The 25,389-nt window shown below is 31.2% G+C and carries 22 protein-coding genes and 4 pseudogenes; 16 read left to right on the top strand and 10 right to left on the bottom strand.

Annotated elements, in window-relative coordinates:
• Positions 1-524 (bottom strand): annotated as a pseudogene (locus CD034_RS11450) (MFS transporter); the annotation flags it as partial.
• Positions 525-941: 417 nt separating this feature from the next.
• On the opposite strand from CD034_RS11450, the gene CD034_RS07875 reads away from it, so the two are divergent.
• Positions 942-2,348, top strand: coding sequence for a glycosyltransferase family 2 protein (locus tag CD034_RS07875; protein ID WP_103288267.1), 1,407 nt, complete (start codon positions 942-944; stop codon positions 2,346-2,348).
• A gap of 304 nt (positions 2,349-2,652) precedes the next feature.
• Positions 2,653-2,853: a cold-shock protein gene (locus CD034_RS07870; RefSeq protein WP_017174716.1), complete on the top strand. Its 201-nt coding sequence runs from the start codon at positions 2,653-2,655 to the stop codon at positions 2,851-2,853.
• A gap of 142 nt (positions 2,854-2,995) precedes the next feature.
• Here CD034_RS07870 and CD034_RS07865 read toward each other — a convergent pair whose 3' ends face one another.
• Together CD034_RS07865 and CD034_RS07860 are read right to left on the bottom strand one after the other, a co-directional pair.
• Positions 2,996-3,487 carry a TspO/MBR family protein gene (locus CD034_RS07865; RefSeq protein ID WP_054105688.1) on the bottom strand — a complete coding sequence of 164 codons (492 nt, stop codon included), beginning with the start codon at positions 3,485-3,487 and terminating at the stop codon, positions 2,996-2,998.
• Positions 3,488-3,747: 260 nt separating this feature from the next.
• Positions 3,748-4,388: pseudogene (locus CD034_RS07860) on the bottom strand (NAD(P)-dependent oxidoreductase).
• Positions 4,389-4,671: 283 nt separating this feature from the next.
• Between CD034_RS07860 and CD034_RS07855 the strand changes: the two are divergent.
• The 4 genes from CD034_RS07855 (at position 4,672) to CD034_RS07840 (ending at position 9,184) form a co-directional block, all read left to right on the top strand.
• Entirely contained in the window at positions 4,672-5,715 is a 1,044-nt protein-coding gene (locus CD034_RS07855; RefSeq protein ID WP_019835012.1) for an NAD(P)-dependent alcohol dehydrogenase, read from the top strand.
• Positions 5,716-6,035: 320 nt separating this feature from the next.
• Positions 6,036-6,575, top strand: coding sequence for a hypothetical protein (locus CD034_RS07850; protein ID WP_002488461.1), 540 nt, complete (start codon positions 6,036-6,038; stop codon positions 6,573-6,575).
• Positions 6,576-7,263: 688 nt separating this feature from the next.
• Complete coding sequence (locus CD034_RS07845; protein ID WP_103288266.1) at positions 7,264-8,415, top strand: zinc-dependent alcohol dehydrogenase; 1,152 nt, start codon at positions 7,264-7,266, stop codon at positions 8,413-8,415.
• A gap of 301 nt (positions 8,416-8,716) precedes the next feature.
• A complete protein-coding gene (locus CD034_RS07840; protein ID WP_002454598.1) occupies positions 8,717-9,184 on the top strand; it encodes a bacillithiol transferase BstA in 468 nt (155 codons plus the stop codon).
• A gap of 261 nt (positions 9,185-9,445) precedes the next feature.
• Here CD034_RS07840 and CD034_RS07835 read toward each other — a convergent pair whose 3' ends face one another.
• The 4 genes and pseudogenes from CD034_RS07835 to cstR form a co-directional block, all read right to left on the bottom strand.
• Positions 9,446-9,991: a YdhK family protein gene (locus CD034_RS07835; protein WP_172457904.1), complete on the bottom strand. Its 546-nt coding sequence runs from the start codon at positions 9,989-9,991 to the stop codon at positions 9,446-9,448.
• A 17-nt stretch (positions 9,992-10,008) separates the two neighbouring features.
• Positions 10,009-10,218, bottom strand: a pseudogene (locus CD034_RS07830) (heavy metal translocating P-type ATPase); the annotation flags it as partial.
• Positions 10,219-10,387: 169 nt separating this feature from the next.
• Complete coding sequence (locus tag CD034_RS07825; RefSeq protein ID WP_103288265.1) at positions 10,388-11,146, bottom strand: sulfite exporter TauE/SafE family protein; 759 nt, start codon at positions 11,144-11,146, stop codon at positions 10,388-10,390.
• Complete coding sequence (cstR, locus tag CD034_RS07820) at positions 11,143-11,403, bottom strand: persulfide-sensing transcriptional repressor CstR (RefSeq protein WP_103288264.1); 261 nt, start codon at positions 11,401-11,403, stop codon at positions 11,143-11,145. Before cstR ends, CD034_RS07825 begins: the two co-directional genes overlap by 4 nt.
• A gap of 138 nt (positions 11,404-11,541) precedes the next feature.
• On the opposite strand from cstR, the gene CD034_RS07815 reads away from it, so the two are divergent.
• Both CD034_RS07815 and cstB read left to right on the top strand, forming a co-directional pair.
• Complete coding sequence (locus CD034_RS07815; protein ID WP_103288263.1) at positions 11,542-12,615, top strand: DsrE/DsrF/DrsH-like family protein; 1,074 nt, start codon at positions 11,542-11,544, stop codon at positions 12,613-12,615.
• Between the two features lie 18 nt (positions 12,616-12,633).
• Positions 12,634-13,962 (top strand): persulfide dioxygenase-sulfurtransferase CstB, encoded by a 1,329-nt coding sequence (gene cstB / locus CD034_RS07810; RefSeq protein ID WP_064658473.1) that lies wholly within the window; start codon positions 12,634-12,636, stop codon positions 13,960-13,962.
• Positions 13,963-14,284: 322 nt separating this feature from the next.
• Here cstB and CD034_RS11570 read toward each other — a convergent pair whose 3' ends face one another.
• From CD034_RS11570 to CD034_RS11445, 3 genes and pseudogenes are all read right to left on the bottom strand, one after another.
• Positions 14,285-14,764: a HEPN domain-containing protein gene (locus tag CD034_RS11570; protein ID WP_338061944.1), complete on the bottom strand. Its 480-nt coding sequence runs from the start codon at positions 14,762-14,764 to the stop codon at positions 14,285-14,287.
• A gap of 123 nt (positions 14,765-14,887) precedes the next feature.
• Positions 14,888-15,700 (bottom strand): annotated as a pseudogene (locus CD034_RS11565) (ApeA N-terminal domain 1-containing protein); the annotation flags it as partial.
• Between the two features lie 88 nt (positions 15,701-15,788).
• Entirely contained in the window at positions 15,789-16,709 is a 921-nt protein-coding gene (locus CD034_RS11445; protein ID WP_242412914.1) for an SEFIR domain-containing protein, read from the bottom strand.
• A gap of 345 nt (positions 16,710-17,054) precedes the next feature.
• Here CD034_RS11445 and CD034_RS07790 point away from each other — a divergent pair, with 345 nt between their 5' ends.
• The 8 genes from CD034_RS07790 (at position 17,055) to CD034_RS07755 (ending at position 25,254) form a co-directional block, all read left to right on the top strand.
• Positions 17,055-18,080: a hypothetical protein gene (locus CD034_RS07790; RefSeq protein WP_370444850.1), complete on the top strand. Its 1,026-nt coding sequence runs from the start codon at positions 17,055-17,057 to the stop codon at positions 18,078-18,080.
• Between the two features lie 191 nt (positions 18,081-18,271).
• Entirely contained in the window at positions 18,272-18,568 is a 297-nt protein-coding gene (ssb, locus tag CD034_RS07785; protein WP_087437103.1) for a cassette chromosome ssDNA-binding protein, read from the top strand.
• The gene (gene cch1, locus CD034_RS07780; protein WP_048761008.1) at positions 18,568-20,337 is read left to right on the top strand and encodes a cassette chromosome replicative helicase; all 1,770 of its coding nucleotides are present in this window, start codon (positions 18,568-18,570) and stop codon (positions 20,335-20,337) included. Before ssb ends, cch1 begins: the two co-directional genes overlap by 1 nt.
• A 187-nt stretch (positions 20,338-20,524) precedes the next feature.
• A complete protein-coding gene (ccrA, locus tag CD034_RS07775; RefSeq protein ID WP_002486190.1) occupies positions 20,525-21,874 on the top strand; it encodes a cassette chromosome recombinase CcrA in 1,350 nt (449 codons plus the stop codon).
• A gap of 21 nt (positions 21,875-21,895) precedes the next feature.
• On the top strand, positions 21,896-23,521 hold the full coding sequence (ccrB, locus tag CD034_RS07770) for a cassette chromosome recombinase CcrB (RefSeq protein ID WP_002486185.1): 1,626 nt from the start codon (positions 21,896-21,898) through the stop codon (positions 23,519-23,521).
• 465 nt (positions 23,522-23,986) lie between these two features.
• Positions 23,987-24,337, top strand: coding sequence for an SAUGI family uracil-DNA glycosylase inhibitor (locus CD034_RS07765; RefSeq protein WP_002486173.1), 351 nt, complete (start codon positions 23,987-23,989; stop codon positions 24,335-24,337).
• Positions 24,338-24,423: 86 nt separating this feature from the next.
• Complete coding sequence (locus tag CD034_RS07760) at positions 24,424-24,735, top strand: DUF960 family protein (RefSeq protein ID WP_032603510.1); 312 nt, start codon at positions 24,424-24,426, stop codon at positions 24,733-24,735.
• Between the two features lie 15 nt (positions 24,736-24,750).
• Positions 24,751-25,254, top strand: a complete 504-nt coding sequence (locus CD034_RS07755) for a DUF1643 domain-containing protein (RefSeq protein WP_103288262.1) — start codon at positions 24,751-24,753, stop codon at positions 25,252-25,254.
• The last annotated feature ends 135 nt before the right edge of the window (positions 25,255-25,389 follow it).

Genomic DNA, 25,389 nt, shown 5'->3' with positions numbered 1-25,389 from the left:
AAATTTGAGAAGATTTGTTGCCATGACCAGGCCATATCTCTTTGTTTTTCGTTTACCATATCTCCAATAATCATTTTATAGGGCTGCATACACGCATTTGAAGTTAAATCCATAAGTAACGTCATAATTGCACCAAATGACAAAGCCATAAGTGATGCATATCCAAATCCAAACGAACCTGCATTAGGTAATAGGACTAATACAATCGCTCCGATTGGACCAGCAATTAAAAGATATGGCATCCGACGTCCAAATCTAGTCCAAGTTCTATCAGAATAGTATCCAATAAGTGGTTGTACAATCATTCCTGCTAATGGCGGCAAAATAAAAAACCAACCTAAATTATTAGGGTCGGCGCCGAGCGTTTGAAATATTCTTCCCATCATTGCTGATTGAAGTGCAAATGCCATGTTTACTCCGAAGAAACCAAATGTAATAGAAAAAATAACTGCTTTTTTTAAATAGGGTAGTGTAATACCTTGTTCTTCAGTATTTTTAGTATGTATTTGATCTGTATCTTTCATTTCTATCTCTCCTATTTATTACTTGATATAGTCATTTAATTCAATAATTAAATAGCTATATCAAATAACAATTTGTTGGAATCGTTTTCAACTATAATTATAACATTTTTGAATTTCTTTGGGAACGCTCGCATTTCCTATAAATAAATCAGAGTTCATTTTATTTTCCAATCTCATATATATCATAATTACCTAATTTAGGTATTTTTATAGATAATTAAAGATTATTGTGATGATAATAGATATATTAATACTTAAAAACAAAATATATAACATAATCTATAATTAGATTATTACAATAAATAACGATAGAAAAAATTGATTATATTAAATATAATTAGATTATTATTTGTATTTTAACTACTTTTTAAAATACATTAGATTATCAAAAAGATTACTAATTAAAGGAGTATAAAAATGAAGGTTATAAAGAGTAAAGAAATCAATCATAGGCCTAAAGTAAGTGTATTAATTAGTACGTATAACAAAGAAAAATTTATTAATAAAACATTAGATAGTGTCTTAAAACAATCGATGGATATGAGAGATTTTGAATTAATCGTGGTGGATGACTGTTCTACTGACCAAACCGTTGATATTGTTTCTAAAAAAATAGACAGTTTTTCTAATTACAAATTTATTCAATTAGATCAAAATTCGGGTACACCTGCGAAACCACGAAATTTATCTATTGATTTAAGTAAGGGAAAGTACATCATGTTTATAGACGGTGATGATTGGTTACCTGAAGATGCTCTAGAAAAGTTATATACACTTTTAAAAACAAACAAGACAGACTATGCTACAGGCTTAACGAAATATGTGCATAGTGATCGCATAGCTAGAAGTGGCGTTGCTCTATCTAAAATTGCATATAATAAAGTAGATTTAAAACACTTTAGAAAATCATTTTATCATTTAGCACCTGCTGGTCGTATGATTAAAGCTAGCGTCATTAAAAAGAATCATATTCAATTTCCAGAAATGATTTTTGGAGAAGATTTACAATTTTTCGCAGAAGTCTTTTTCAATACTAAACGTATTAGTACAACACAAGATGTGGTTTATTGTGCTAACCGTTACGACGATAATATTTCTTTAGTAAAATCAGAAAAATCAACACATATTAATCGTATGAAATGGCAAGGTGAAGCCTATCGTCACTTAATGAATAAGTATAAAAATAATAAATTAATGCCTAATTTACTATATCGTATTATTAATAAAGATGTTTTAGAAGCTAAATTCTATAAAAAAGGCTTTATTAAAAACATAAATGAGTTACTTCCTATTTTTCAAAATATCATTCATATGGTAGATGAACATTTCGATGCTTTAGACTATGCAGATGATGATTTAAACCGACAAGCCATCAAACTAATACGTGAGGGGAATAAAGAAGACATTATCAGTTTTGTTAAATTCTATCTTAAAAAAGATGATAAGCCGCTTCATGAGAAAAACGATATATATTACTATTCGTTTAAAGGAACACATTACAAAAAAAGAATGCATCCTACATTACTAAAAATCTCTCAAGAGAATGATAAGGTGTTCTTAAAAATACTTTCTAAAAACTCTGAGTTAAAGTATCTAGAAGTAAAACATCGAAAAGATCCAACTCAATTCATCGTATTAGATATTAAGAAACATCGTTTTAAACCTGGAGAATATACTGTTCAATTTACAACAAAGAATTTACCTGATGGAAAATTAGCTCTTACAGTTTTAGATAAAGATTTAAATGGCTCAGTTATCAAATCAGGCATGCGTTTTGATTTTTATGAAACTGTTGGTGGCAATTTAGGATATATTAAAAAGTAATTAAAATCTTAGATGTTTCGCCACCGTAGCATTCATTTTACATATATTTATTTCGATATATGTAAAATAACGATCTTAATAAATTATAAATCTTAGTCTTGTTATCTATGTATTTTTATAATTCCAAAAGAAATTATGCTAAATTTCAAAATAATGCTGTACTTATTCATTCAAAAGGTGTATAGTTGGTTTCACGTAATAAAAGCTCGTATTTTGGATTGTAGTATATTTTTATAGAATATTCTCTTTTAATTTATGAATTTGTTACAAATATGATGTGCAAAAGCACTTGGAGGTATTCTATATGAATAACGGTACAGTTAAATGGTTTAACGCAGAAAAAGGGTTTGGATTTATCGAAAGAGAAGACGGTGACGATGTGTTTGTTCACTTTTCAGGTATCGCTACTGATGGATATAAAACTTTAGAAGAAGGTCAAAAAGTAGAGTTTGACATCACTGAAGGTCAACGTGGCGAACAAGCAACAAATGTTGTCCCTGTTTAAACATAAATTTTAGCACAAGCATTTATATATACATGCTTGTGCTTTTTTTTACATAATTTATAAAAGAATAATACTTAAAATTAATCTCCTACTGTCACTTAATATATCCTACTATATAATCTGTCATACATATCACTCAGTGTTAATCCCTAGTATAACCTGGTTGATCTTCATTTAAGATTAAATTACCTCCATTTAAATAACTTGCGTAACTTAACCAAATGACATAAGGCAACATTAATAAACCAGCATACTTATTAGATGCATAAAAACGATGTGCAGTAATATTTCCAGCTGCAAGTAATACATAACTTTCAATTAAAGATGTCTTTCTCAGTTTTAAATTGAAATAAAGTATCGTCCACGCATAATTCAATCCTAATTGTGCATAATGAGCACGTGTTATAGACTGTTTCTCTCTTTTATGAGCTGCATGCGCATATGATAATTGATAAGCTACTCCCATTGAGGTATAAAGTAGTGGCCATACAATTGGAAATACTTTAGCTGGAGGTGAAAAAGGTGGTTTTTCATAATGTTTATAATCATTTTGAGCTTTAGCTGTTAATCTCCCAATAACCATTCCACCTGCTAAAGGTAATACAATTCTTGTAACTTTTTTAATATTAATCATAATTCTCTCCTTTAAAGTCTTCCTATATTTAATACCCTACTTTTATATAATTAATGAGTTATGAATCTATTATTAAAAAACAAAATAATGTAGTCTCACACTAAAATATCCTCCTAAATACCATCATGTAGATACATAGGAGGACATTCTTTAAACAGTTCATTTAATGTTTTTATGGCTACCATTATATTTTGGCTAATTACTTTTAATTTAGATTGGCCTTTTTAATTATTTCTCCTAAAGGGCATCTAGAGTCACTATTATTCTTCTTCACCAACAACTGTGAAACGTTCATTAATATGCGCTTTATTTTCAGCTTCATCTACTATAGCAATAGCAAAATCTGCATAACTGATATAACTATTACCTTTACTATTAAATAATAATTGATCTTTTCCTAACGTATAGGTGCCTGTACGTTTACCTTCAAAGTCAAATTCCGCTGATGGACTAATAAAGGTCCAAGTAATTCCTTCAACATGTTGTAAGTCTTGTAAGTTACGACTTGATCCTTTAGCTGTTGGTTTCACTATTTCCGGGAAATCTGGTGTATCCATAACACGTATAGTATGCGCATCATCTGCAAATAGACTGCCAGCCCCCCTACAATAATGGCTCTTGTATCTACATCTTTTAATATGTTAATCAATATGCGTCCTACTTCAACGTGCACTTCTTCTTCACCTAATGGCGCGCCAAATGCATTGACTACCACGTCTAAATCTTTAATATCGTCTGAAGTTAAATCAAATACATCTTTTTCAATCACTTTAACATCTTTATCAGCATCTAATTTAGCAACATTTCTTACAATCGCAGTGACTTCATGTCCACGTTGTTGTGCTTCATTTAATACTTTAGTTCCTAATTTACCTGTTGCCCCAATAATACCAATGTTCATCGTTTGTTCCTCCACTTCTATATTTATCAGAGCTGTCTCTTGGATGTCCCTCAACATGTTATCAATATAATTACATTTTTATTAAAAGTCTATTTATCTGTTTTTATTTTCCTTTCTAATATGAAGTCATTGAAACATGCCTCACAACGATTAGTTTAAAATCACCTTGTACTATACATATTGAGTTCAATGTGTTGACTTAATTAATCTAAGTCTCTATTGTCAATATGAAGAATCATACAAACGCGTATATTCTATCTTATATGTATAAGGGGAAATGACTATGATGAATGTAAAAGCAAGAGCTGTAAATGGCCCAGATTCTGAATTTTTCGCTACTGAAATTAAACGTCGTGATTTAGATAAACATGATGTATTAATAGAGATTAAATATGCAGGTATCTGTCACTCTGATATCCATACTGCTCGAGAAGAATGGGGCCCTGTCGATTATCCACTCGTACCAGGTCATGAAATTGCAGGTATTGTTAAAGAGGTCGGTCCTGACGTCACTAAATATAAAGTTGGCGACCGTGTAGGTGTTGGATGTATGGTGGATTCTTGTGGTGAATGTGAAAACTGTAAAAATGACGAAGAACAATACTGTTTAAATGGAAATGTAGGTACTTATGCAAGTACTGACAAATATGGTGAGAAAACACAAGGCGGTTACTCAACACATATTGTTGTCCAAGAAGATTTCGTATTACGTATTCCTGACAATATCAGTTTAGAGGTTGCTGCTCCTTTACTGTGTGCGGGGATTACAACTTACTCACCTTTAAATCATTGGAAAGCCTATGAAGGTAAAAAGAATGTAGCAATCATTGGTATGGGTGGTCTTGGACATATGGCAGTTCAAATTGCACATGCAATGGGCGCTAACGTGACTGTATTATCACGTACGTTAAATAAAAAAGAAGATGGTTTAAAATTTGGTGCTTCAGCTTATTATGCAACAAGTGACGAATCAACATTTAAAGAACTTGCTGGTTCATTTGACTTAATTATTAATACTGTAAGTGCAAAATTAGACATAGATGACTATCTTAAATTATTAGCCTTAGATGGTACACTCGTTAATGTTGGTGCCCCAGCTGAGCCTGTATCCTTACAAGTATTTAATTTAATTGGTCATCGTCGTTCATTTGCTGGATCTGCTATCGGTGGTATTAAAGAAACTCAAGACATGTTAGATTTCTGTTCTGAACATCATATCGCCCCACAAATTGAATTAATTACAGCAGATGATATTGATGATGCTTACGAAAGAGTGTTGGCATCTAAAGTTAAATATCGTTTTGTTATTGATATCAGTACAATGTAATCACAAAAATGCCCATGAGATGTGGGCATTTTTTATTACTTAACTATTATATTAAGTTTCTGTTAGTCTTTCTCTCACTATTTAAGATAAACAGTTCATCAGTTATAGATTCCAACTATACTTTTTACAATATTTAATATTGATTGTTATCGTTTTTTTACATTTAATATATATAATAGTCTTAATACTAAATAATTATATCTTGTTAAATAATTTATAATTAAATCATAATGTTTTATTATATGTATTAAGTGATATATATATACAAATGAAGAAAATGTTCAATAAAGAAAATTAAATAAATAAAGGAGTTTGTCTAGATGAATGAATTAACACAATATTTAAAAGAAGTCGCCAAGCAATTAGAGATACAAAATGCATATAGTGAATTAAATAGAGCAAGTCAAAACAATGAAAATCAAGCTACAGATAAATTTAATGACACTTTAAAAGCAATTGAAGATAAATATGCTTATGATTCATCACGTCACGTTATACCAAATAGAGCCTCATTAAAAACATTAAATAGAGTAAAAGCAATCGAAGATAAATACGCTAAAGCGATGAAAACGTTAGAAAGACTTAGAAAATCTAGATTATCAAGAAATAATAAGGATTCAACTCAAATAGAAAACTTAATAAAACAATCAGAAAATGGTTTTAATGATTATCACACACGTGATGATCAATATAATTTTGCAACAAGTGTAGCTCAAGAGTTAGAAAAATTAAAAAATGAATATATTATCTCACCTAAAGAGGCTAAAAATATATTTGGCAAATATGTATTCCATACTAATGAATTTCATTTAAGTGACCATGAACTATATAAAATCAAATTTGCGTATGGTCTTGATTAGGTATTTCATTTCTCATAGTCTAACTAGGCAGATCGTGTAAAAACCATGTACACGTTTATATAAACGTCATACTCATTTTTTTTATTAATATATTTGAACATAGACAAATAAAAAGAATAGTCACATAATGGCCTTAGGGGAAAGACTATGTATGAATTGGGAGTTCAATTATATATTATGTATCTACGGGGATTATACGGATGGTATAATCTCTTTTTTTATCTTCTTCAATAGTATTGCTCATCATCATGTAAATTTCTAAAGCAAAACTTCTCTATTAAAGTGACTTACTCCAATATTTTAACTTTGTCTGATTAATATCAATCTTTCCTCCCTTTTCATGTGTCAATCATTACCACCTCATTTGTATCTGGTTAGTGTACTCAATATAACTCCAAATAATCTAAACCAAAATTGTCTAATGATTAATGATATTTTTTCCACATTGTCTCGTCTAACATCGTCTAGTTGTGATAAATACGTCTTCACGTTTAAGTCTTGTTGTTACAAGACCTTCCTCTACTTTTTCTTCATTTCCATAAATGAATGTAGCATCGATGCGTCTATATCCTTTCTACTAAAGTAGCCTCTGATTCGAACATATCTACATCATCTAAAAATAATATATGACTCTTCAGAGTTTATAATGTGTTACAAGGGGTAGATTGACAGGAGGAGGGCGATATTAATGAAAGCAGTTACTTATCAAGGTCATAAAAATATGGAAGTTCGTGAAGTGAACGATCCAACGATAGAAGAATCCACAGATGCCATTATTAAAATAACCGCTTCAGGTATATGTGGTTCTGATTTACATCTTTATCATCAAGGCGATTTATTTATGGATCCTGGTTTTGTTATTGGACATGAGCCAATGGGAATTGTAGAAGAAGTAGGAAAAGACGTTAAGACTTTAAAAAAAGGTGATAGAGTGGTTATACCTTTTAACATCGGTTGTGGTGACTGCTTCTATTGTAATAACCATATGGAATCTCAATGCGACAACTCTAATCCATCCCCTGCAAATTGGAAAATGGACAATGGTGGACTTTTCGGTTTTGGTGCCATGCACGGGAACCATTGGGGAGGACAAGCAGAGTATTTAAGAGTTCCATTTGCTGACTTCTCTTCTTTCAAAGTTCCAGATAGCGATTTGAAAGACGAACAAGTATTATTTTTATCTGATGTTGTCCCAACAGCTTATTGGAGTGTAGAACATGCGGGCGTAAAATCTGGTGATACTGTTATTGTTCTAGGTTGTGGTCCAATCGGTTTAATGGCACAAAAATTTGCTAAATTAAAAGGCGCTGAACGTGTGATTGCCATTGATAATGTGGAGCATAGATTAAACCATGCGAAAAAATTCAATGGTGCTGAAGTGTATAATTTTTCTAAAGAAGATAATATTGGAAAATTACTTCGTGAAACTACACGTGGCGGTGCAGATGTTGTGATAGATTGTGTGGGAATGGATGGACAAGTTGCTCAAGATGATTTAGAGATTAGTTCAAACTCAGCACAACGCGGTAATATTAGTCCAATTATTACAGCAGCAGAAGCAGTAAGAAAATTTGGTACTATTCAATTAACTGGTATTTATGCTACACCTGCAGATAATTTTCCAATAGATTTAATTTTTAATAGAGATGTTCAAGTAAAAAGTGGTCAAGCGCCAGTTATTCATCAAATGCCAAAATTATATGAAATGATTAAAAATGAAGTGTTTGATCCAACAGAAATTATAACGCATACCATGCCTTTAGAAGAAGCAAAACAAGCTTATGATATTTTCGATCAGAAAAAAGATAACAATATTAAAGTCATTTTAAAACCACAATAATGACTATATAAATAAAAAATATATACGTAACTTATTGAACAAATAGATAAAAAAGCCTGAGACATCATTAAATGTCTTGGGCATTTTTAATATGTTAGCAGTCGATGACTGAGTTGAAAATACGCTTATGTTAAGCTTTTTTCAATAATACAGCTTCGATACTTGTCTAGTCTTAATTCTCTTTACCTCCATTCGTGCTGTACAGTAAATAAAACTAGCACTTCTAATCATAGTGTTTGTGAGTAATTTTTAACGGGTAAATTTTTAGTACTACACTTTTTAAATATAGGAGGAAACTTAAATGAATGATAAAACAGTTTACGATGTAATTGATATAGGTGTAAATCACCTACTATCTGTTTATGATAATTGGAACGTTGAACACGTATTAGATAAAGAAAATGATGTTTTTCCAAATACGTTACATTGGCAATTTGGACATGTTTTAACGATTTTCGATTCTGCTTTATCAATAGGTGGTCAAAATGCCGTAGACGTCGCTAAATATACTAAACTATTTGGTTACGGATCTAGCCCTGCTAACTGGGAAGGACAAGATGTTCCAGCAATCGAAACGATTAAAGAAAACTTAAAAACACTTCCTGAACGTGCGCGCAAACTAACGGATGAACAATTATCACAAGAACTTAACGAACCCGTTGCTGGTTGCCAAACACTCAATGAATTATTAGTACTAAATGCCTTCCATGTTCCATTACATGCCGGCAAAATTGAAGAAATGACTCGCGTGCTTAAACACGACGAATAATTTAAAGGTCATCATTTATAGTTTACGAGAAGATATTTGCGTATTATGATTGCGAATAGTATGTTGTGAAAAATTAAGACTAGTATCATTTAACTACCTTGTTTGGCGTAGAAAAATGCAATGTACTGATAAAATATTAATATAAAACGCTTAATAGACGATATTCTTCACGTCTATTAAGCGTTTTTTGATAAATGTTATTCTTCTAAGACTTCTTTTTAATTTTTATATCTATTTATTTCTCAATTTAGAACTAGATTTTTAGCGTGCTTTCAGTTCATTTCCTGTCATCCATTTATGATTTTTAATGATTTTACCATTATCTTTGGATTTGTAATCAACCACGTAAACAGTAGTCTTTTTCACGTTATCTATATTGGCTGTAGCACCTTTCATGCCAGACATATGATTTGCTTCTAATTTAACAGTATCGCCCTTACTAAATCCATCTTTAGGTGCATCTTTAATCTCTTCGTTTACGATCCATTTATGATTGTTTACTTTTTCATTTCCATTTGTGGGTTTATAACTTACAACATAGGCATATGTTTTATACGCACCTTTTACAGTAGCTTCTGCGCCTTTCATCCCTGGCATATGCCCTGCTGTAATCGTTACTTTATCTCCCACTTTAAATTCACCCTCATTAGTCGATGTCATATCTTCTGGAACTTTACTTTCATCATTATGCTTCATATGGCTCTCACTTTTTTGGTCATTAGTGTCTTTATCTTTTTCATCATTATTGGAGCAAGCTGATAATATTAGTAATGATCCTAATATCATAAAAAATAATTTTTTAATCATAATAAAACTCCTATCTTTTATTTTAATTTTAATGTAAAGGCATTAATTGCAACAATAACCGTACTTAGTGACATTAAAATAGCACCTATTGCAGGTGATAAAATCAAGCCGATAAATGCTAAAATACCAGCTGCTAAAGGTACAGCAACAATATTATAACCTGCACCCCACCATAAGTTTTGCACCATTTTTCTCATAGTATTATTTGAAAGAGTCAAGAAATGAATTCATAATAAACTCATTTACTGGCTATTTTTCTAGTATTTATATTCAGTCTTTTCAAACTATATTAATCATTTTTTAATTCTTAAATTCTACGCCACAATAGCTGCATTTTATTAAATATACTATATATTCAATCAAGTTCAAAATGAATGTTGTCCCACCCCCATGTTTTTAAAATATCAACTTAATAATTGCAACGACGATTAAAATACATATTATCGTTTTTTGAATATAGTCAGGTATTTTCTGACCCATTTTCATACCTAGAGGCGTAAATAGTATACTACCTAAAATTAACGGTATTGCACTATTGATAGGAATATAACCCTGTAATAATTTAATCATAAATGCTCCAATAGAAGAAATGAATGCAATTACAATACTATTTGTAACTACCATGTTCATTGGTAATTTAAATATAACAAGTAGTACTGGAATAATAATAAATGCGCCACCAGCTCCTACAATACCAGATACCAAACCGATGATACCACCTATTGTAATTAAAAGTAGACGATTAAACTTAATATGACTAGTAGATGGTGTAACTTTTATAAACATTAGAATAAGAGCTAGTAATGCAATAATAATATAAACCGTATTAACAAACTGAACATTTATTAAATTCGCTAAGATTGCACCTAGCATACTACCTATTACCATTCCACTTCCCATATTAAGTATAAGCGTTCTAGAAAAATTTTTATTTTTATATGCGTTTAAAGATCCACTCAATGTACTAAAAAACACCTGACTTGAAGTTAATCCTGAAGCAATATAAGCACTATAAGTAGGTAAACCAAATAATGGTGGTAATAATAAGAGAGTTGGGTAAATAACAATGGCTCCCCCTATACCGACTAATCCAGAAATAAACCCTCCTAAGATACCAATAACTAACATTACTATAATTGTTGTTATACTTATCATTTACTTTTTACCAATAATTCAACTGCTTCATTAATTAGTGCCTGAGAATCTTCACTATTTTCTTCAGACATTTTGACGCATTCTACTAAGTTTTCACTAATGATAATACCCATTAACCGTTGAATAGAACTTTTAGAGGCACTTAATTGACTAATGACGTTTTTACAATTTTTTTCTTCCTCCATCATTTTAATGACTCCATTAAGCTGTCCTTGTATGCGATGAATACGATTAATCATCTTTTTATTATATTCCAATATATTTCACTCCACATTCATTTTTAATAATTACATCATATTGATTAAATTTTATTTTGTCAAATACCCCCATAGGTATTTGACAAACTATCTAATTCGTTATAATATACCCCTATAGGTATTTAAAAGGAGGTAATTATGTCACAATATGAAACGAAACACATTAATGATTTCACTAAAAAGGAATTAGAAGAATTGGGTTCTAAGGGTCAATTAATTGACGTTCGACAGCCTGAAGAATTTGAATTAGGACACATTAAAAATGCTTTATTACATTCAGTTGAAAATATAGAGACTTTTAAACAAAGCAAAAATAAAACTTACTATATCTATTGTAAAAGTGGTAATCGAAGTAGAAAAGCCAGTCAATTTCTTGCACAACGTGGATACGATGTGGTGAATTTAGACGGAGGTTATACCGCATACGAACAACAACATCATAATGATAATTTATCTAAAGTAACAGAAGATAAAGAAATTCAAATCAAAGACAATCGTAAGACGTTTAATTATAGTAATCTACAATGTCCAGGACCTATTGTTAATATTAGTAAAGAAATCAAAAACATCGCTATTGGTGATCAAATAGAAGTTGTTGTGACTGATCACGGGTTTTTAAATGATATTAAAAGTTGGATCAAACAAACTGGACACACACTTGTTAGACTCAATGATTCTGGTAATGAAATTCGCGCTATTATTCAAAAAGAAGAAAATAAAAATATAGAAGTGACGCACACGAAAAATGGAACAACGATTGTTTTATTTAGCGGTGAGCTAGATAAAGCAGTTGCAGCAATGATTATTGCTAATGGTGCTAAAGCCGCAGGTAGAGATGTAACCATTTTTTGCACATTTTGGGGCTTAAATGCACTTAAAAAAATTCAAAATCAACGCATTAAGAAAAAAGGTATCTCAAAACTTTTTGACTTCATGCTTCCAAATTCACCAATTAACATGCCTATTTCTAAAATGAATATGTTTGGTTTAGGAAATTTAATGATGCGTTATGTCATGAAAAAGAAAAATGTCGATGATTTACCTTCTCTTATCAATCAAGCAGTTGAACAAGGTGTTAAACTTATTGCTTGTACAATGAGCATGGATGTGATGGGCATTACAAAAGAAGAACTACGCGATGATGTAGAATACGGTGGCGTAGGTGCATATATTGGATATACAGAACAAGCTAATCACAATTTATTTATATAATTAGAAAGGAATGATATTATGTTTTTTAAACAATTTTATGATAAACATTTATCTCAAGCATCTTATTTAATCGGGTGTCAAAAAACTGGAGAAGCCATGATTATTGATCCTATTCGTGACTTATCTTCATATATTCGAGTTGCCGATGAAGAGGGTTTAACCATTACTCATGCAGCTGAAACACATATACATGCAGATTTTGCTTCAGGAATTAGAGATGTTGCTATAAAGTTAAATGCTAATATTTATGTATCGGGTGAAAGTGATGACACATTAGGTTATAAAAATATGCCTAACCACACTCATTTTGTTCAACATAATGACGATATTTATGTAGGAAATATAAAATTAAAAGTGCTTCATACACCGGGTCACACGCCAGAAAGTATAAGTTTTTTACTTACTGACGAAGGTGCTGGAGCACAAGTTCCAATGGGACTATTCAGTGGTGATTTTATTTTTGTAGGAGATATCGGTAGACCTGATTTACTAGAAAAAGCGGTTAAAGTAGAAGGATCATCTGAAATAGGCGCAAAACAAATGTTTAAATCGATTGAAAGTATTAAAGACTTGCCAGACTACATTCAAATTTGGCCTGGTCATGGCGCTGGTAGTCCTTGTGGTAAATCTTTAGGTGCTATTCCAACATCTACGCTTGGCTATGAAAAACAAACGAACTGGGCTTTTTCTGAAAATAATGAAGCTACCTTTATCGATAAACTCATTTCTGACCAACCTGCACCACCACATCATTTTGCACAAATGAAAAAAATTAATCAATTCGGTATGAATTTATATCAACCTTATACGGTTTATCCAGCTACAAATACAAACAGATTAACTTTTGATCTCCGCAGTAAGGAAGCTTATCATGGTGGACATATTGAAGGTACAATCAATATTCCATATGATAAAAATTTCATCAATCAAATTGGCTGGTATCTAAACTATGATCAAGAAATTAACTTGATTGGAGACTATCACCTTGTTTCAAAAGCAACACATACTTTACAACTTATTGGATATGATAATGTGTCTGGATATCAGTTACCACAAGCTCAAATTCAAACACAATCTGTTCATAGTAAAGACATAACTGGTCATGAAGCACATGTTTTAGATGTACGTAATGATAATGAATGGAATAATGGCCACTTATCTCAAGCGGTTCATGTACCACACGGCAAACTTTTAGACACAGATTTACCTTTCAATAAAAATGATGATATTTATGTACACTGTCAATCTGGCATTAGAAGTTCTATAGCTATTGGTATTTTAGAACACAAAGGTTATCACAATATTATTAATGTAAACGAAGGTTACAAAGATATACAACTTTCTTAATAATTATATATTTATGCTAATGAAAAAGGACTATAAGTATTTAGATATAGCTTATAGTCCTTTTTATATTATTGAATAAATATCTATTTAAAAAATATTTATATATATATATAAATTTATATAATTTAATAAACATTTTACACAGTACATACCTTTTTTATTTATTGCTGTATTCTGCTTATCGGGTAGTGATGCGGTTTTAAAAAAGCAAGATATGAATGTCAAATTATCTTTATATGTCAGTTTATTTAAAATATTTTTTAACATTATGTTGGCTAAAGTGAAATGAAAAATTTATAATCAATTAATTGAATACTTATTGCTATTGAATATTTTCTCTATCAGCATTTTTTAAACTAATATTATTCGCAATTGATTTTATCCTTTCTCTTATTCTTTCATGAACAAAATCCTCTCCAAACCCTAATTCTTGTAATAAATAAAATTCTAATATATTACGTAGTATGTGGAAAGCATTACTTAATTCTTCACCTTTGAGAGCTTTATCTTTTTGTTTTGGATTATAATGGGTGTAATAATTTCTCGTATCAGCAATTAAACTTGGAAACTTTTGTAATTCAAAATCTCCAATATAAAAATAAAACTCATAGTTAGCTAGTAATAAATCCGCAATACGACTTCTTAATGTAATGAACTTTCTACAACCATCCAATAAAAACTTCTTATCTTTTTCGCGAAAAGATTCAGGCCTTAATTCTAATAATTTTTCTACTCTTTTCTTATAATCTTTAAGAGAAAAAGCTATTCTTCGAGAATGATAGGTCTCTAATGCTTGTACCATATTCAAAAAATGTCGGCTAATCGATAAATTCTGGTTATATAAACTATCAATATAAAGTTCAATTATAGGTTCCATTATAGTTGATACTTCTTGCCACTGTGAGAAATTTCCTTTCTTAAGCTCACTTAGACTAAAAAGATAATCATGTTTTGTTAAACGCTTAGCACTATTTCCATTGTGCATAGTATGTTTATAGCTATGAATAACTTTCAATGGTCGACTATACTTCTTACCATTTTCCAATTCATAGAAAAATTTGGGAGTTTCCACAATCATCGACCCATAACTTAAAGGAATACCTATAGCTATCTCTATAAGTCGTCTCATCTGATTGGATATTTTCATAAACCATTCAATCGTTTTAGTTGTTTGAACTTCGATTATAAGATGAGGAGTTTGCTTTAAAACTATTTCCTCCTTCATTAGTTCAAATGGGTTACTAAAATTCAAATAATAGGATACGCTCTAATTTTTATTAGAGTATATTTCAATAGGTTCTACGATATTTAAATCTATTAAAGAAGTAGCATTAGTTTCTAATTCAGGCCTTACATAATTTGAAGTATCCCCCCATTGAATAATATTTGGTATACTTACAGTCATTTTAGAAAATTTAATATCTTCTTTATCATTAAAGTTCATACCATTAAACAAAAAATCAGCACTATATCCATATACTTCTTCGGTTCCCATTCTACTAGTAGTACTTATTCTTGAACAATTGACAATTGTCATTTTGGCTCCATTAATTGTAGAACCAGTAATAAAAGGTATTTCAAGAGGGAATTCTAAATAACTCATTATTCGCCCCTTATTAGGTATACGAATATATAATACAATACCACCTTCTTCTTCATTTAAATATAAGTCCCCATTTAATTCTTTTCCTTTATTATTAATTCTCCAAAAACCTGTAGCTGAAAAAGCAACTTTCATTTACATACCTCCAAATGCTTAATAACTAATAAAAATTGGATATACTATTTATTAATTTTAACCTTTGATTTTGCAATATCCTGGAGTTTCAAAACTCAATATCTTGAATTTTTTTATTTATTGCTTTTTTAAATTGATTTTTTTGATTTTTTTCAATTTGTTCCAACTCCAATTTCTTTTCCTCTATTTTTTTATACTCTTCATTCGCATCATCAACACACATAACTAAAGTGTCTCTATGATATTTTTTCACTTCTTCAATTGTAGTTCCATCCAATATTATTCTATTTCCAACAACTTTTGCCTTTCCAAATCTATGCATTGTAGAATAAACTCTAGGGTTATTCCATTTGTGTATAAAAATTTCGCACCACTCTTGATTCGGTATTTGATTTAATAGAAATGGAATACTATATAACGCTGATCCTCTTGTACCATCTAATTTCGGAAGCGTTACTTCTTCTTGCTTTATTCCTAAGATTTTAATATCACTACTAATTATATTTGATATATTCGTATTATCTAAACGATCATAAACGCTTTTACTTTTTGATTTGGGTTTCTTGTCATGTCCTATAATTGTTGCCAATAAATCATCAAGTTGATTATTATATTCCATAGATTGTTCATCATGATATAATTCTGTCCATAGCTTACTTTTTAGAAAATTTGGTATATTTTTCTTATCTTTTTCATTTAAAATTATAGGAATAAATCGATCTTTATCTTCGTTTCTTAAAACTTCGTCAGACATTAATCTTGCTTCATACCCGCTTCCACCACGCCTTTTATCTGCATTCACTTTATAGCGCTCACTACAAATAATTAGTACAAAATCAGATTGCTGAATTCCACGCTCCATAAAAAGAGGTACTTCCTGTCCTTTGTTTATATCCCATTTATCAAAACTTACTTCGAATTCTTTGTAATCTTCTAACATCTCCGCTAACTTAATAACTTTTTCATCTTCAATTTCATCCCAGGCGTATGAAATAAATATTTTTTTCATTAATAAATCAACTCCCTATTTAATCTGCATTATTACAATAATAACTCATTTTTCACTTTTATTGTAATCCTCTAATCTAATAAAACTATGTGCTATACAATGGATATATCTTTGCGATATTACTATTAAGCAATAGTTTATAAACTTTTCACTAAATTACACGTTTATTATTAAGTATATTTTCTAGCACCTTTATATAACTAGATAATTACTCGATTAATTGAATAGTTATAGTTATGCTTACAACAATAAACATTGTATAGAACTAGTGTTCTTATATTATATCACAAAGGAACATATGTTCCCTTAAATCTCTGAGCGTGTTAAAGTATAATTATTAAAAAATTGGAAATGAGTGATTTGATGAACCAGGATTGGGGCCGTGAATTGCAATCAATTATTGAGGATATCGATTCAAAAAATGTAAAGGAAGTAATGAACTATGCAAATCAATCATATGAAAAATTAAACAGGGATAGTAACACTCGTAACAAGGAGAATTACCCATTGATTCTTAATGATATAATTAAACTTGAAGTAGAACGTATTTATTACACCAATCATAAAAATGACGAAAATAAACCTAAAAAATGGGAAGATCATGATTTATTTATTCCAACTAAAAATAACTTTTCAGCAAATTTCAAAAAATTTTGTCTTGCACTAGGTATTGATTCTGAAAACTTTAAAATTGGAAAGTCTTATGCATTTAAATCTGAAAGTAAATCCGTTTTACATGATATATTACTGAACAACCCTGAATATATTCATTTTTTAAAATATGGCGTTAATAAAAAGGACTTAAAATATATAAACAAAATTAATGAAAATCTTTATTACTTTATAAAAAATGAAATTACCGATCAGCAAGATTATGCTCATGCAATGACAGTATATTATCTTTATTTCTTAATTGATTCAAACATCGAAATTGGTATTAAATCTAAAATTATAGAGATTCTTACAGCCACTGGTATAACTAACAACGATCGTATTTCACTATTAGAATATTACTTAGATGAGTTAGATGAATTAGATATGGAGATAAATGCAAAACTTGCTGAAAGTATCGAAACAAATCAAACTAGCTACCTTATTCAAAATGATAAAACTGCCATTCATTTTCCACTAGCAAAATATATTACTCATCGAGACACTAAAGCTTCAGTACCTAAAAATATGCTCTTATCATTAATCTTAAATAGTGATTTGGTGCCTCCAGAAGACTTAGAAGACAAAGAACTCAAATACTCCAAAAAAATAACAAAAGAACATCATGATAAGTTAGTAAATGAAATCAATAAAGCACTAAACCATTATAATGACAATGATAATCCTCCTTCTGACTACTTTTATATAACTTCAAATTAACTTCTATTTAAAGCGCTGTAAAATCAGCGCTTTTATTTTGTCAACAAAAAACTTTCTCAGTTTAGTACGGAATTTCTAACATATTTTTACAAGCTTTAAAATGATTACTTATTGGCTAAAATAACTTTAAGAAAATTAATTGTGCGCACCTTTGATTTTCCTATTCTTATTAATTATTAGGAGGAATTCAAATGTCTTACAAACAAGAAGACGATTTTACAAAATTGAAAAATAGAATTTTAGGTATTTCATTCAATGTACCAGTGGGGGGGAAATTTACTTTCCATGACTTGAACCGTCGTGCAAATGTACAATGCTCAAAAGCTGTACAACAAAATGTTGGACGTTGGTTCGCATATTTTGTTAAACATGCGCCACGTGTTCCATTTATTATTATCGGTAAAAATACCAATGGTCATTTAGTATATATGAAAGTCGGACCTAATCCACTAAATGATAACAACCCTTCGAAAGGAGGTGTTCGCTAATGAGTCATCATGACATTTTTAGACTAGGCCTATACCATTTAGATACAATGGGTTGGCATAAAACTATTCTACCTAAAAAAGATGGAGATGAGAAAAAAGTGGTGACTATGTCTAGTTGTATCGCTGTTGAAGCTAAATTTTGGCATGCCTCAGAAAATACAGAAAAGATAATTATTTCTAACGGTAAAGATAAAGAACATACATTTGAATCTGATATTTTAACAGCTCGAAAGTTACCTTCCTTGATTAAATATGGTCACAGTATCAATGAAAATTATATAAAAGATTTGAGCTATGCACTACAATTAATGCGCGATGAACTGCCCACTTCTGATTTATATGATGGCTCGGGCATTATAGAAACACCCCACGGTTATATTGTAATGATAGATACCATTTATACATCTAAACAATATGATCAATTATCATCTTTAGATCCTATTGTCGATAGTGCTTATCCATTAGAGCCTAAAGGTACATTTAAAGATTGGTTAAATATGTATATTAACGAAGTCAAAGGTCATCTTCTTCTAGAGTTAGCGGTCGTATTTGGAATTTCTGCCTTAGTGACAAGCTTTCTGAAGTACAAACGTGAAATCGAATTTGCAGGAATTATCTTTAGTTTTACAGGCCAGTCATCAACTGGTAAATCAACAGCAGCAGCTTTAGCAGTATCCGTCGCTGGAAATCCAACTAAAGGTAATCAAACACTTTTTCGAGGTTGGAATGCCACACGTAATGCACTTGAAAGTTACTTGAGTAACAATTTTGGTATACCTATTGTATTTGATGAACTCTCATCAGCAACTTTTAAAGATACAACGGGGTTATTGTACTCTATCGCTGAAGGTCAAGGGCGTCAACGTTCCAATGTACACGGAGAAGTTAAAACGCCTAAGAATTGGGGCACTTCTGTGATTTCAACCTCTGAATACAGTATCTTTACTGATTCTGCTCAAAACGATGGATTACGTGTAAGAACCATCGAGATTAATGAACAATTTACTACAAATGCGACCAATGCTGACAATATCAAAAAAGCTGTGGCACTAAACCATGGTCATGTTTTACCGTTAGTAGCTCAATACCTTATAAATCGTGAAGATGAAGTTATTCAATGGTTTTACAAGGAAGTAGATTGGTTTGAAGCTAAATTGAACAGTGAAACAAACAATACAGGTATTCGTATGTTTAAGCGTTATGCAGTCATTACAACATCTGCGAAAATATTAGGTCGTGTTTTAGCTACAGATATTGATATCGCTAAAATCAGAGACTACTTTATTGATTATCATGCTCATACAGTCTCTGAACGATCACTGGCAGATAAAGCGATCGAAGTCATTACTCAATTTGTAGCACAAAACCGTGGTAAATTTTCTGATGATACAGCGTTAAAGAATATGTTCGAGAACTATGGACTAATTGCCTTAAAAGATAATCATATCGAAGTCAAAATCATTGCGTCTGTATTTAAAAATATGTTGTTAGAGCATCACTTCCAAGATGTTAATAATGTTGTTAATGCACTAAGGGATAAAGGATTTATCGAATCTGACCATGATCGAATTACAACAAAAAGAACAGTCAAAGATGGCAATGGCAAAAAACAGTCACTTGTCTTTTACCATTTAAAGCTAGATTCAGAATATGCGTCTATTTTTGGTCTAACTAAAGATGCTGAACCTATTAAAGCTGAAATTAACTTGGATAACAAAAAGATACTTGAATCATGGAAAAAACAGAATGATGATTTAATTGATTTTTAATAACTTAAAGATGAAATCGTACAGGAGTGAATAAAATGGATGAATTGATTGAATTACTAGCTGATTTAGTTGTTGAAGAAATTAATCATGCTGATGACTAATAATAACGCCCAACACCAGCAGGTGTTGGGCTCATCTATAAATTCGTTCATAAATATATATTATCACTTTGGAAGGAGGAAATACGATGAAACAAGCAATAGGTTACTTACGACAGAGCACTACAAAGCAACAATCCTTAGCAGCACAAAAACAAACCATCGAGGCATTAGCCAAAAAACATAATATTCAATACATTACCTTTTATAGCGATAAGCAATCAGGACGCACTGATAAGCGGAACGGTTACCAACAAATTACTGAACTGATTCAACAAGGACAATGTGATGTATTATGTTGTTACAGATTAAACCGACTTCATCGCAATCTTAAAAATGCATTAAAACTCATGAAATTGTGTCAAAAATACCATGTCCATATCTTAAGCGTTCATGATGGCTATTTTGATATGGATAAAGCATTCGATCGGCTCAAACTCAATATTTTCATCAGCTTGGCCGAACTAGAATCTGATAATATAGGCGAACAAGTCAAAAATGGAATCAAAGAAAAAGCGAAACAAGGTAAAATGATTACAACACATGCACCCTTTGGGTATCACTATCATAATGGTACTTTCACGATAGACACAGTAAAAGCACCAACAGTAAAAGCTGTGTTCAATTATTACCTTCAAGGTTATGGTTATAAAAAAATTGCGCAATACTTAGAAGCTGATGATAAATTCATTAATCGTAAGCCCTATCAAGTGCGTAATATTATCCTTAACCCTAATTACTGTGGCCGTGTTATCAATCAATACGGACAATATGAAAACATGTTCCCAGCTATTGTCAGTACAACGATATACGAAGAAGCTCAAGTTACCCGAACTCAGAAACCAGTAAAACGTAAGCCGTCAGAAAACCAACTCAAACAAAAAATCAAATGTCCTTATTGTGATTCAACACTAACTAATATGACCATTAGAAAAAAGCACCATACATTACGTTATTATGTTTGTCCTCAAAATATGAATGCATCTCGTTTTGTCTGTGAATTCAAAGGGATCAACGCACAAGAATTAGAAACAAGTGTTTTAGCGACTTGTCAGGACTTCTTTCAAAATCAACAGCTCTATTCAAAAATAAACCATACTATTCAACAACGACTCAAAAGACAAAGAGATATAGAAACTAAAACTACACTCAATCACGAGCAGCTGATAGAAAAATTAGCCCAAGGCAAAATTGATGCAGAAACGTTCAGAGAACAAACGCAATCATTACGTCAGCAATCAAAACCTATATCATCAATCAGTACGTATCAAATTCGAAAAGCTTTCCAAAACATCATTCAACAACGTTTCACGCTAAACATGTTGTACCCCTATATTGATGAAATTAATATTTCTAAAAATAAAAGCCTCGCTGGCATCTATTTCAAAAATGAACCACTGAATATTGTAAAGCAGACTATGGAATTATCAATTGTATAATTAAAGAAAGGATGGATTATAATGGATAAAATGAAGAAAAAGCTTGTAGGAGGCTACATTCGCGTATCCACAGAGAGACAAGTAGAGGGTTATAGCATCGAGGGACAAATTACACAAATAGAGCAATATTGCCAATTTAATGGCTATGAACTCGTTGATATATATGCAGATCGGGGTATATCAGGAAAATCTATGAACCGTCCTGAATTACAGCGCATGTTAAATGATGCTAAAAATGGAAAATTAGACTGTGTTATGGTTTATAAAACAAATCGTTTGGCACGTAATACTTCCGATTTACTTACAATCGTCGAAGAACTTCATCGCCAAAATGTTGAATTTTTTAGCTTGTCTGAACGCATGGAAGTCAAAAATTCAACAGGCAAGTTAATGCTCCAGATACTTGCAAGTTTTTCCGAATTTGAAAGAAATACAATTTTAGAGAACATTTACACTGGACAACGTCAAAGAGCTTTAGAGGGCTATTATCAAGGCAATCTTCCATTAGGATATAATAACATACCTGATAATAAAAAAGAATTAATGATTAATCAACATGAAGCCAATATTGTGAAGTATATCTTTGAATCTTACGCTAAAGGTCATGGCTATCGTAAAATTGCCAATGCACTCAATCATAAAGGTTATGTCACTAAGAAGGGTAATCCATTTAGTATTTCAGCTGTTACTTATATTCTCTCAAACCCATTCTATATTGGTAAAATTCAATTCGCAAAATACAAAGATTGGAATGATAAACGACGTAAAGGATTAAACGATAAGCCAGTAATCGCTGAAGGTAAACACACGCCTATTATTAGTCAAGATTTATGGGATAAAGTGCAAGCACGTAAGAAGCAAGTAAGCAAAAAGCCACAGGTACATGGTAAAGGGACAAATCTGTTAACTGGAATAATTGTCTGCGAAAAATGTGGTGCAGCATATGCAGCTTCAAATACAACCAACACACTCAAAGACGGTACTAAAAAACGCATTCGGTATTATTCATGTAGTAACTTTCGTAACAAAGGATCAAAGGTATGTTCAGCCAATAGTGTTAGAGCTGATGTTATCGAAAAGTATGTTATGGATCAAATACTCGAAATAGTCAAAAGTGATAAAGTTATCAAACAAGTTGTCGAACGTGTTAATCAAGAAAATCAAGTCGATGTAGCTGCGCTCAATCATGATATCGCTTATAAACAACAACAATTTGATGAAATTAACACTAAACTTAAAAATCTAGTTCAAACCATCGAAGACAATCCAGACTTAACATCTGCACTCAAACCAACCATTCATCAATATGAAACACAACTCAATGACATTACAAATCAAATGAATCAGCTCAAGCACCAACAAAATCAAGAGAAACCATCTTATGATACGAAACAAATCGCTGCCCTATTACAACGAATATTTCAAAATATAGAATTCATGGATAAATCACAGCTCAAAGCTTTGTACCTAACGGTTATTGACCGTATTGATATTCGTAAAGACGAGAATCATAAAAAACAATTCTATGTCACTCTCAAGCTCAATAATGAAATTATTAAACAACTTTTTAATAATAACAATCTAGACGAAGTGCTCCTCAGCACTTCGTCTTTGTTTTTGCCTCAAACACTCTACTTTCAAATATAATATCTATGTACTGTCCTTTCGTCATTCAATAACACTCATCTAACAAATATATTCAACACGCTAACAAATCATGGCTCAATGTGAAGCTTATATTGATATGACGAAAGAACATCCCAAAACAAAATATAAGTGGGATAGTAACGGGATTGGCTAACTTCATGTAGGAGAAGGATTACGCAAGCGTAATCCCAAAATCCCGTTATTATTTATAAATAAATAATATAAAAAGAAAAAGTAAGTCGTAATAACACCACCAAATCCAAATGATATATAAATATATAGCTATATTTCCCAACAAATGAGCGGGATAACGGGATTTTCTTGTCATATCAATGTTTGTAGCAGTTTTTCATATGGGATTTTCTCTTATTCCCACCGGGATTCGTAATAAATGATAAATCAAATATATATTATCTCAGTGATGTATATGAAATACATCGCTAACACTATCTAGGAGGCAATGATATGAAAACAACCACTCAAGAACTCAAACAATATATAACTCGTCTATTCCAACTATCTAACAATGAAACATGGGAATGTGAAGCGTTAGAAGAAGTAGCAGAAAATATACTTCCTACTCGCTTTGTAGACCATACTCCACTTGCGCATCTTACACTTGAAACTTATACCTACTATAACGATGAACTACATGAGCTAAGTATCTATCCATTTCTAATATATGCTAATAACCAACTCATCAGTATTGGTTACCTGGATCATTTTGATATGGACTTTCTCTACCTCACAGACACTAAAAACACGCTTATCGATGAACGTCATTTACTAAAACAAGGAGGGAATCATCATGAATAATTGGATTAAAGTGGCACAAATATCTGTTACGATTATTAGCCAAGCGATTATCATCATGAAAGAAATTCAAGATGAGGTAAAATAACATGAAAATCAATCGATACATCACAAGAGGCATTAGTGAACAACTATCTCTAGACCTTCAAATCTTACTTTGGAACATGGTAAAAGAACGGGACAATCAACCTCATACAGATTACCTACACATTTTTAAACTGCAAGAAGATGAGAATATACTCTCAATCACACATGAACAAGAACAACCCGCATACAAATTGGAATATCACTATACAAACTATGTAAAAAATCAAAACGCATTACCTAAGAAAGTCTACGTCATTCGTGAAGATGACGTAGACACTTTTTATTATGTGATGCTTTTACCAGAAGAATACTAAAGGAAGTGACGATATATGAATACAATAAACAGTACCATACACACAGAAGCGATATTTAGCAGTGATAAAAAACACCGCTACTTACTCAAAAAAACATGGGATGAAAAGAAACCCACTTGTACAGTGATAACGATGTATCCTCATTTAGATGGCGTATTATCACTCGATCTTACTACTGTTCTTATTCTTAATCAATTAGCGAATTCAGAACGATACGGTGCTGTATATCTTGTAAATCTATTCTCTAATATTAAAAGTCCAGAAAATCTCAAACATATCAACGAGCCATACGATGAACACACCGACATTCACTTGATGAAAGCGATAAGTGAAAGTGAAACAGTGATTCTTGCTTATGGTGCCTATGCGAAGCGCCCTGTTGTAGTCGAACGTGTAGCGCAAGTGATGGAAATGTTAAAACCTCATAAAAAGAAAGTAAAGAAACTCATCAATCCAGTAACAAATGAAATCATGCATCCACTCAATCCTAAAGCACGTCAAAAATGGACATTGAAATAAAAGGAGGATTATCTATGAACCATGACACTACACAATCAGACTGGCGAACGGTTGCTAATTGTTTAAAATCGCAAAATTATATATCGATCGTAAAAGGATTAGTACATCATTTCACAGCGATTGAAGATGAAGAAA

The organism is Staphylococcus hominis subsp. hominis, assembly GCF_002901845.1.
Classification (GTDB): Bacteria; Bacillota; Bacilli; order Staphylococcales; family Staphylococcaceae; genus Staphylococcus; species Staphylococcus hominis.
Note: the sequence above shows the minus strand (reverse complement) of the source record. Positions and strands in the feature narration are given on the sequence as shown.

Excerpts from the sequence above, each read along its gene's own strand:
- CD034_RS07875 (WP_103288267.1), top strand. The coding sequence starts at position 942 with ATGAAGGTTATAAAGAGTAAAGAAATCAATCATAGGCCTAAAGTAAGT.
- CD034_RS07870 (WP_017174716.1), top strand. The coding sequence starts at position 2,653 with ATGAATAACGGTACAGTTAAATGGTTTAACGCAGAAAAAGGGTTTGGA.
- CD034_RS07865 (WP_054105688.1), bottom strand. The coding sequence starts at position 3,487 with ATGATTAATATTAAAAAAGTTACAAGAATTGTATTACCTTTAGCAGGT.
- CD034_RS07855 (WP_019835012.1), top strand. The coding sequence starts at position 4,672 with ATGATGAATGTAAAAGCAAGAGCTGTAAATGGCCCAGATTCTGAATTT.
- CD034_RS07850 (WP_002488461.1), top strand. The coding sequence starts at position 6,036 with ATGAATGAATTAACACAATATTTAAAAGAAGTCGCCAAGCAATTAGAG.
- CD034_RS07845 (WP_103288266.1), top strand. The coding sequence starts at position 7,264 with ATGAAAGCAGTTACTTATCAAGGTCATAAAAATATGGAAGTTCGTGAA.
- CD034_RS07840 (WP_002454598.1), top strand. The coding sequence starts at position 8,717 with ATGAATGATAAAACAGTTTACGATGTAATTGATATAGGTGTAAATCAC.
- CD034_RS07835 (WP_172457904.1), bottom strand. The coding sequence starts at position 9,991 with ATGATTAAAAAATTATTTTTTATGATATTAGGATCATTACTAATATTA.
- CD034_RS07825 (WP_103288265.1), bottom strand. The coding sequence starts at position 11,146 with ATGATAAGTATAACAACAATTATAGTAATGTTAGTTATTGGTATCTTA.
- CD034_RS07815 (WP_103288263.1), top strand. The coding sequence starts at position 11,542 with ATGTCACAATATGAAACGAAACACATTAATGATTTCACTAAAAAGGAA.
- cstB (WP_064658473.1), top strand. The coding sequence starts at position 12,634 with ATGTTTTTTAAACAATTTTATGATAAACATTTATCTCAAGCATCTTAT.
- CD034_RS11570 (WP_338061944.1), bottom strand. The coding sequence starts at position 14,764 with ATGGTACAAGCATTAGAGACCTATCATTCTCGAAGAATAGCTTTTTCT.
- CD034_RS11445 (WP_242412914.1), bottom strand. The coding sequence starts at position 16,709 with ATGAAAAAAATATTTATTTCATACGCCTGGGATGAAATTGAAGATGAA.
- ssb (WP_087437103.1), top strand. The coding sequence starts at position 18,272 with ATGTCTTACAAACAAGAAGACGATTTTACAAAATTGAAAAATAGAATT.
- cch1 (WP_048761008.1), top strand. The coding sequence starts at position 18,568 with ATGAGTCATCATGACATTTTTAGACTAGGCCTATACCATTTAGATACA.
- ccrA (WP_002486190.1), top strand. The coding sequence starts at position 20,525 with ATGAAACAAGCAATAGGTTACTTACGACAGAGCACTACAAAGCAACAA.
- ccrB (WP_002486185.1), top strand. The coding sequence starts at position 21,896 with ATGGATAAAATGAAGAAAAAGCTTGTAGGAGGCTACATTCGCGTATCC.
- CD034_RS07765 (WP_002486173.1), top strand. The coding sequence starts at position 23,987 with ATGAAAACAACCACTCAAGAACTCAAACAATATATAACTCGTCTATTC.
- CD034_RS07760 (WP_032603510.1), top strand. The coding sequence starts at position 24,424 with ATGAAAATCAATCGATACATCACAAGAGGCATTAGTGAACAACTATCT.
- CD034_RS07755 (WP_103288262.1), top strand. The coding sequence starts at position 24,751 with ATGAATACAATAAACAGTACCATACACACAGAAGCGATATTTAGCAGT.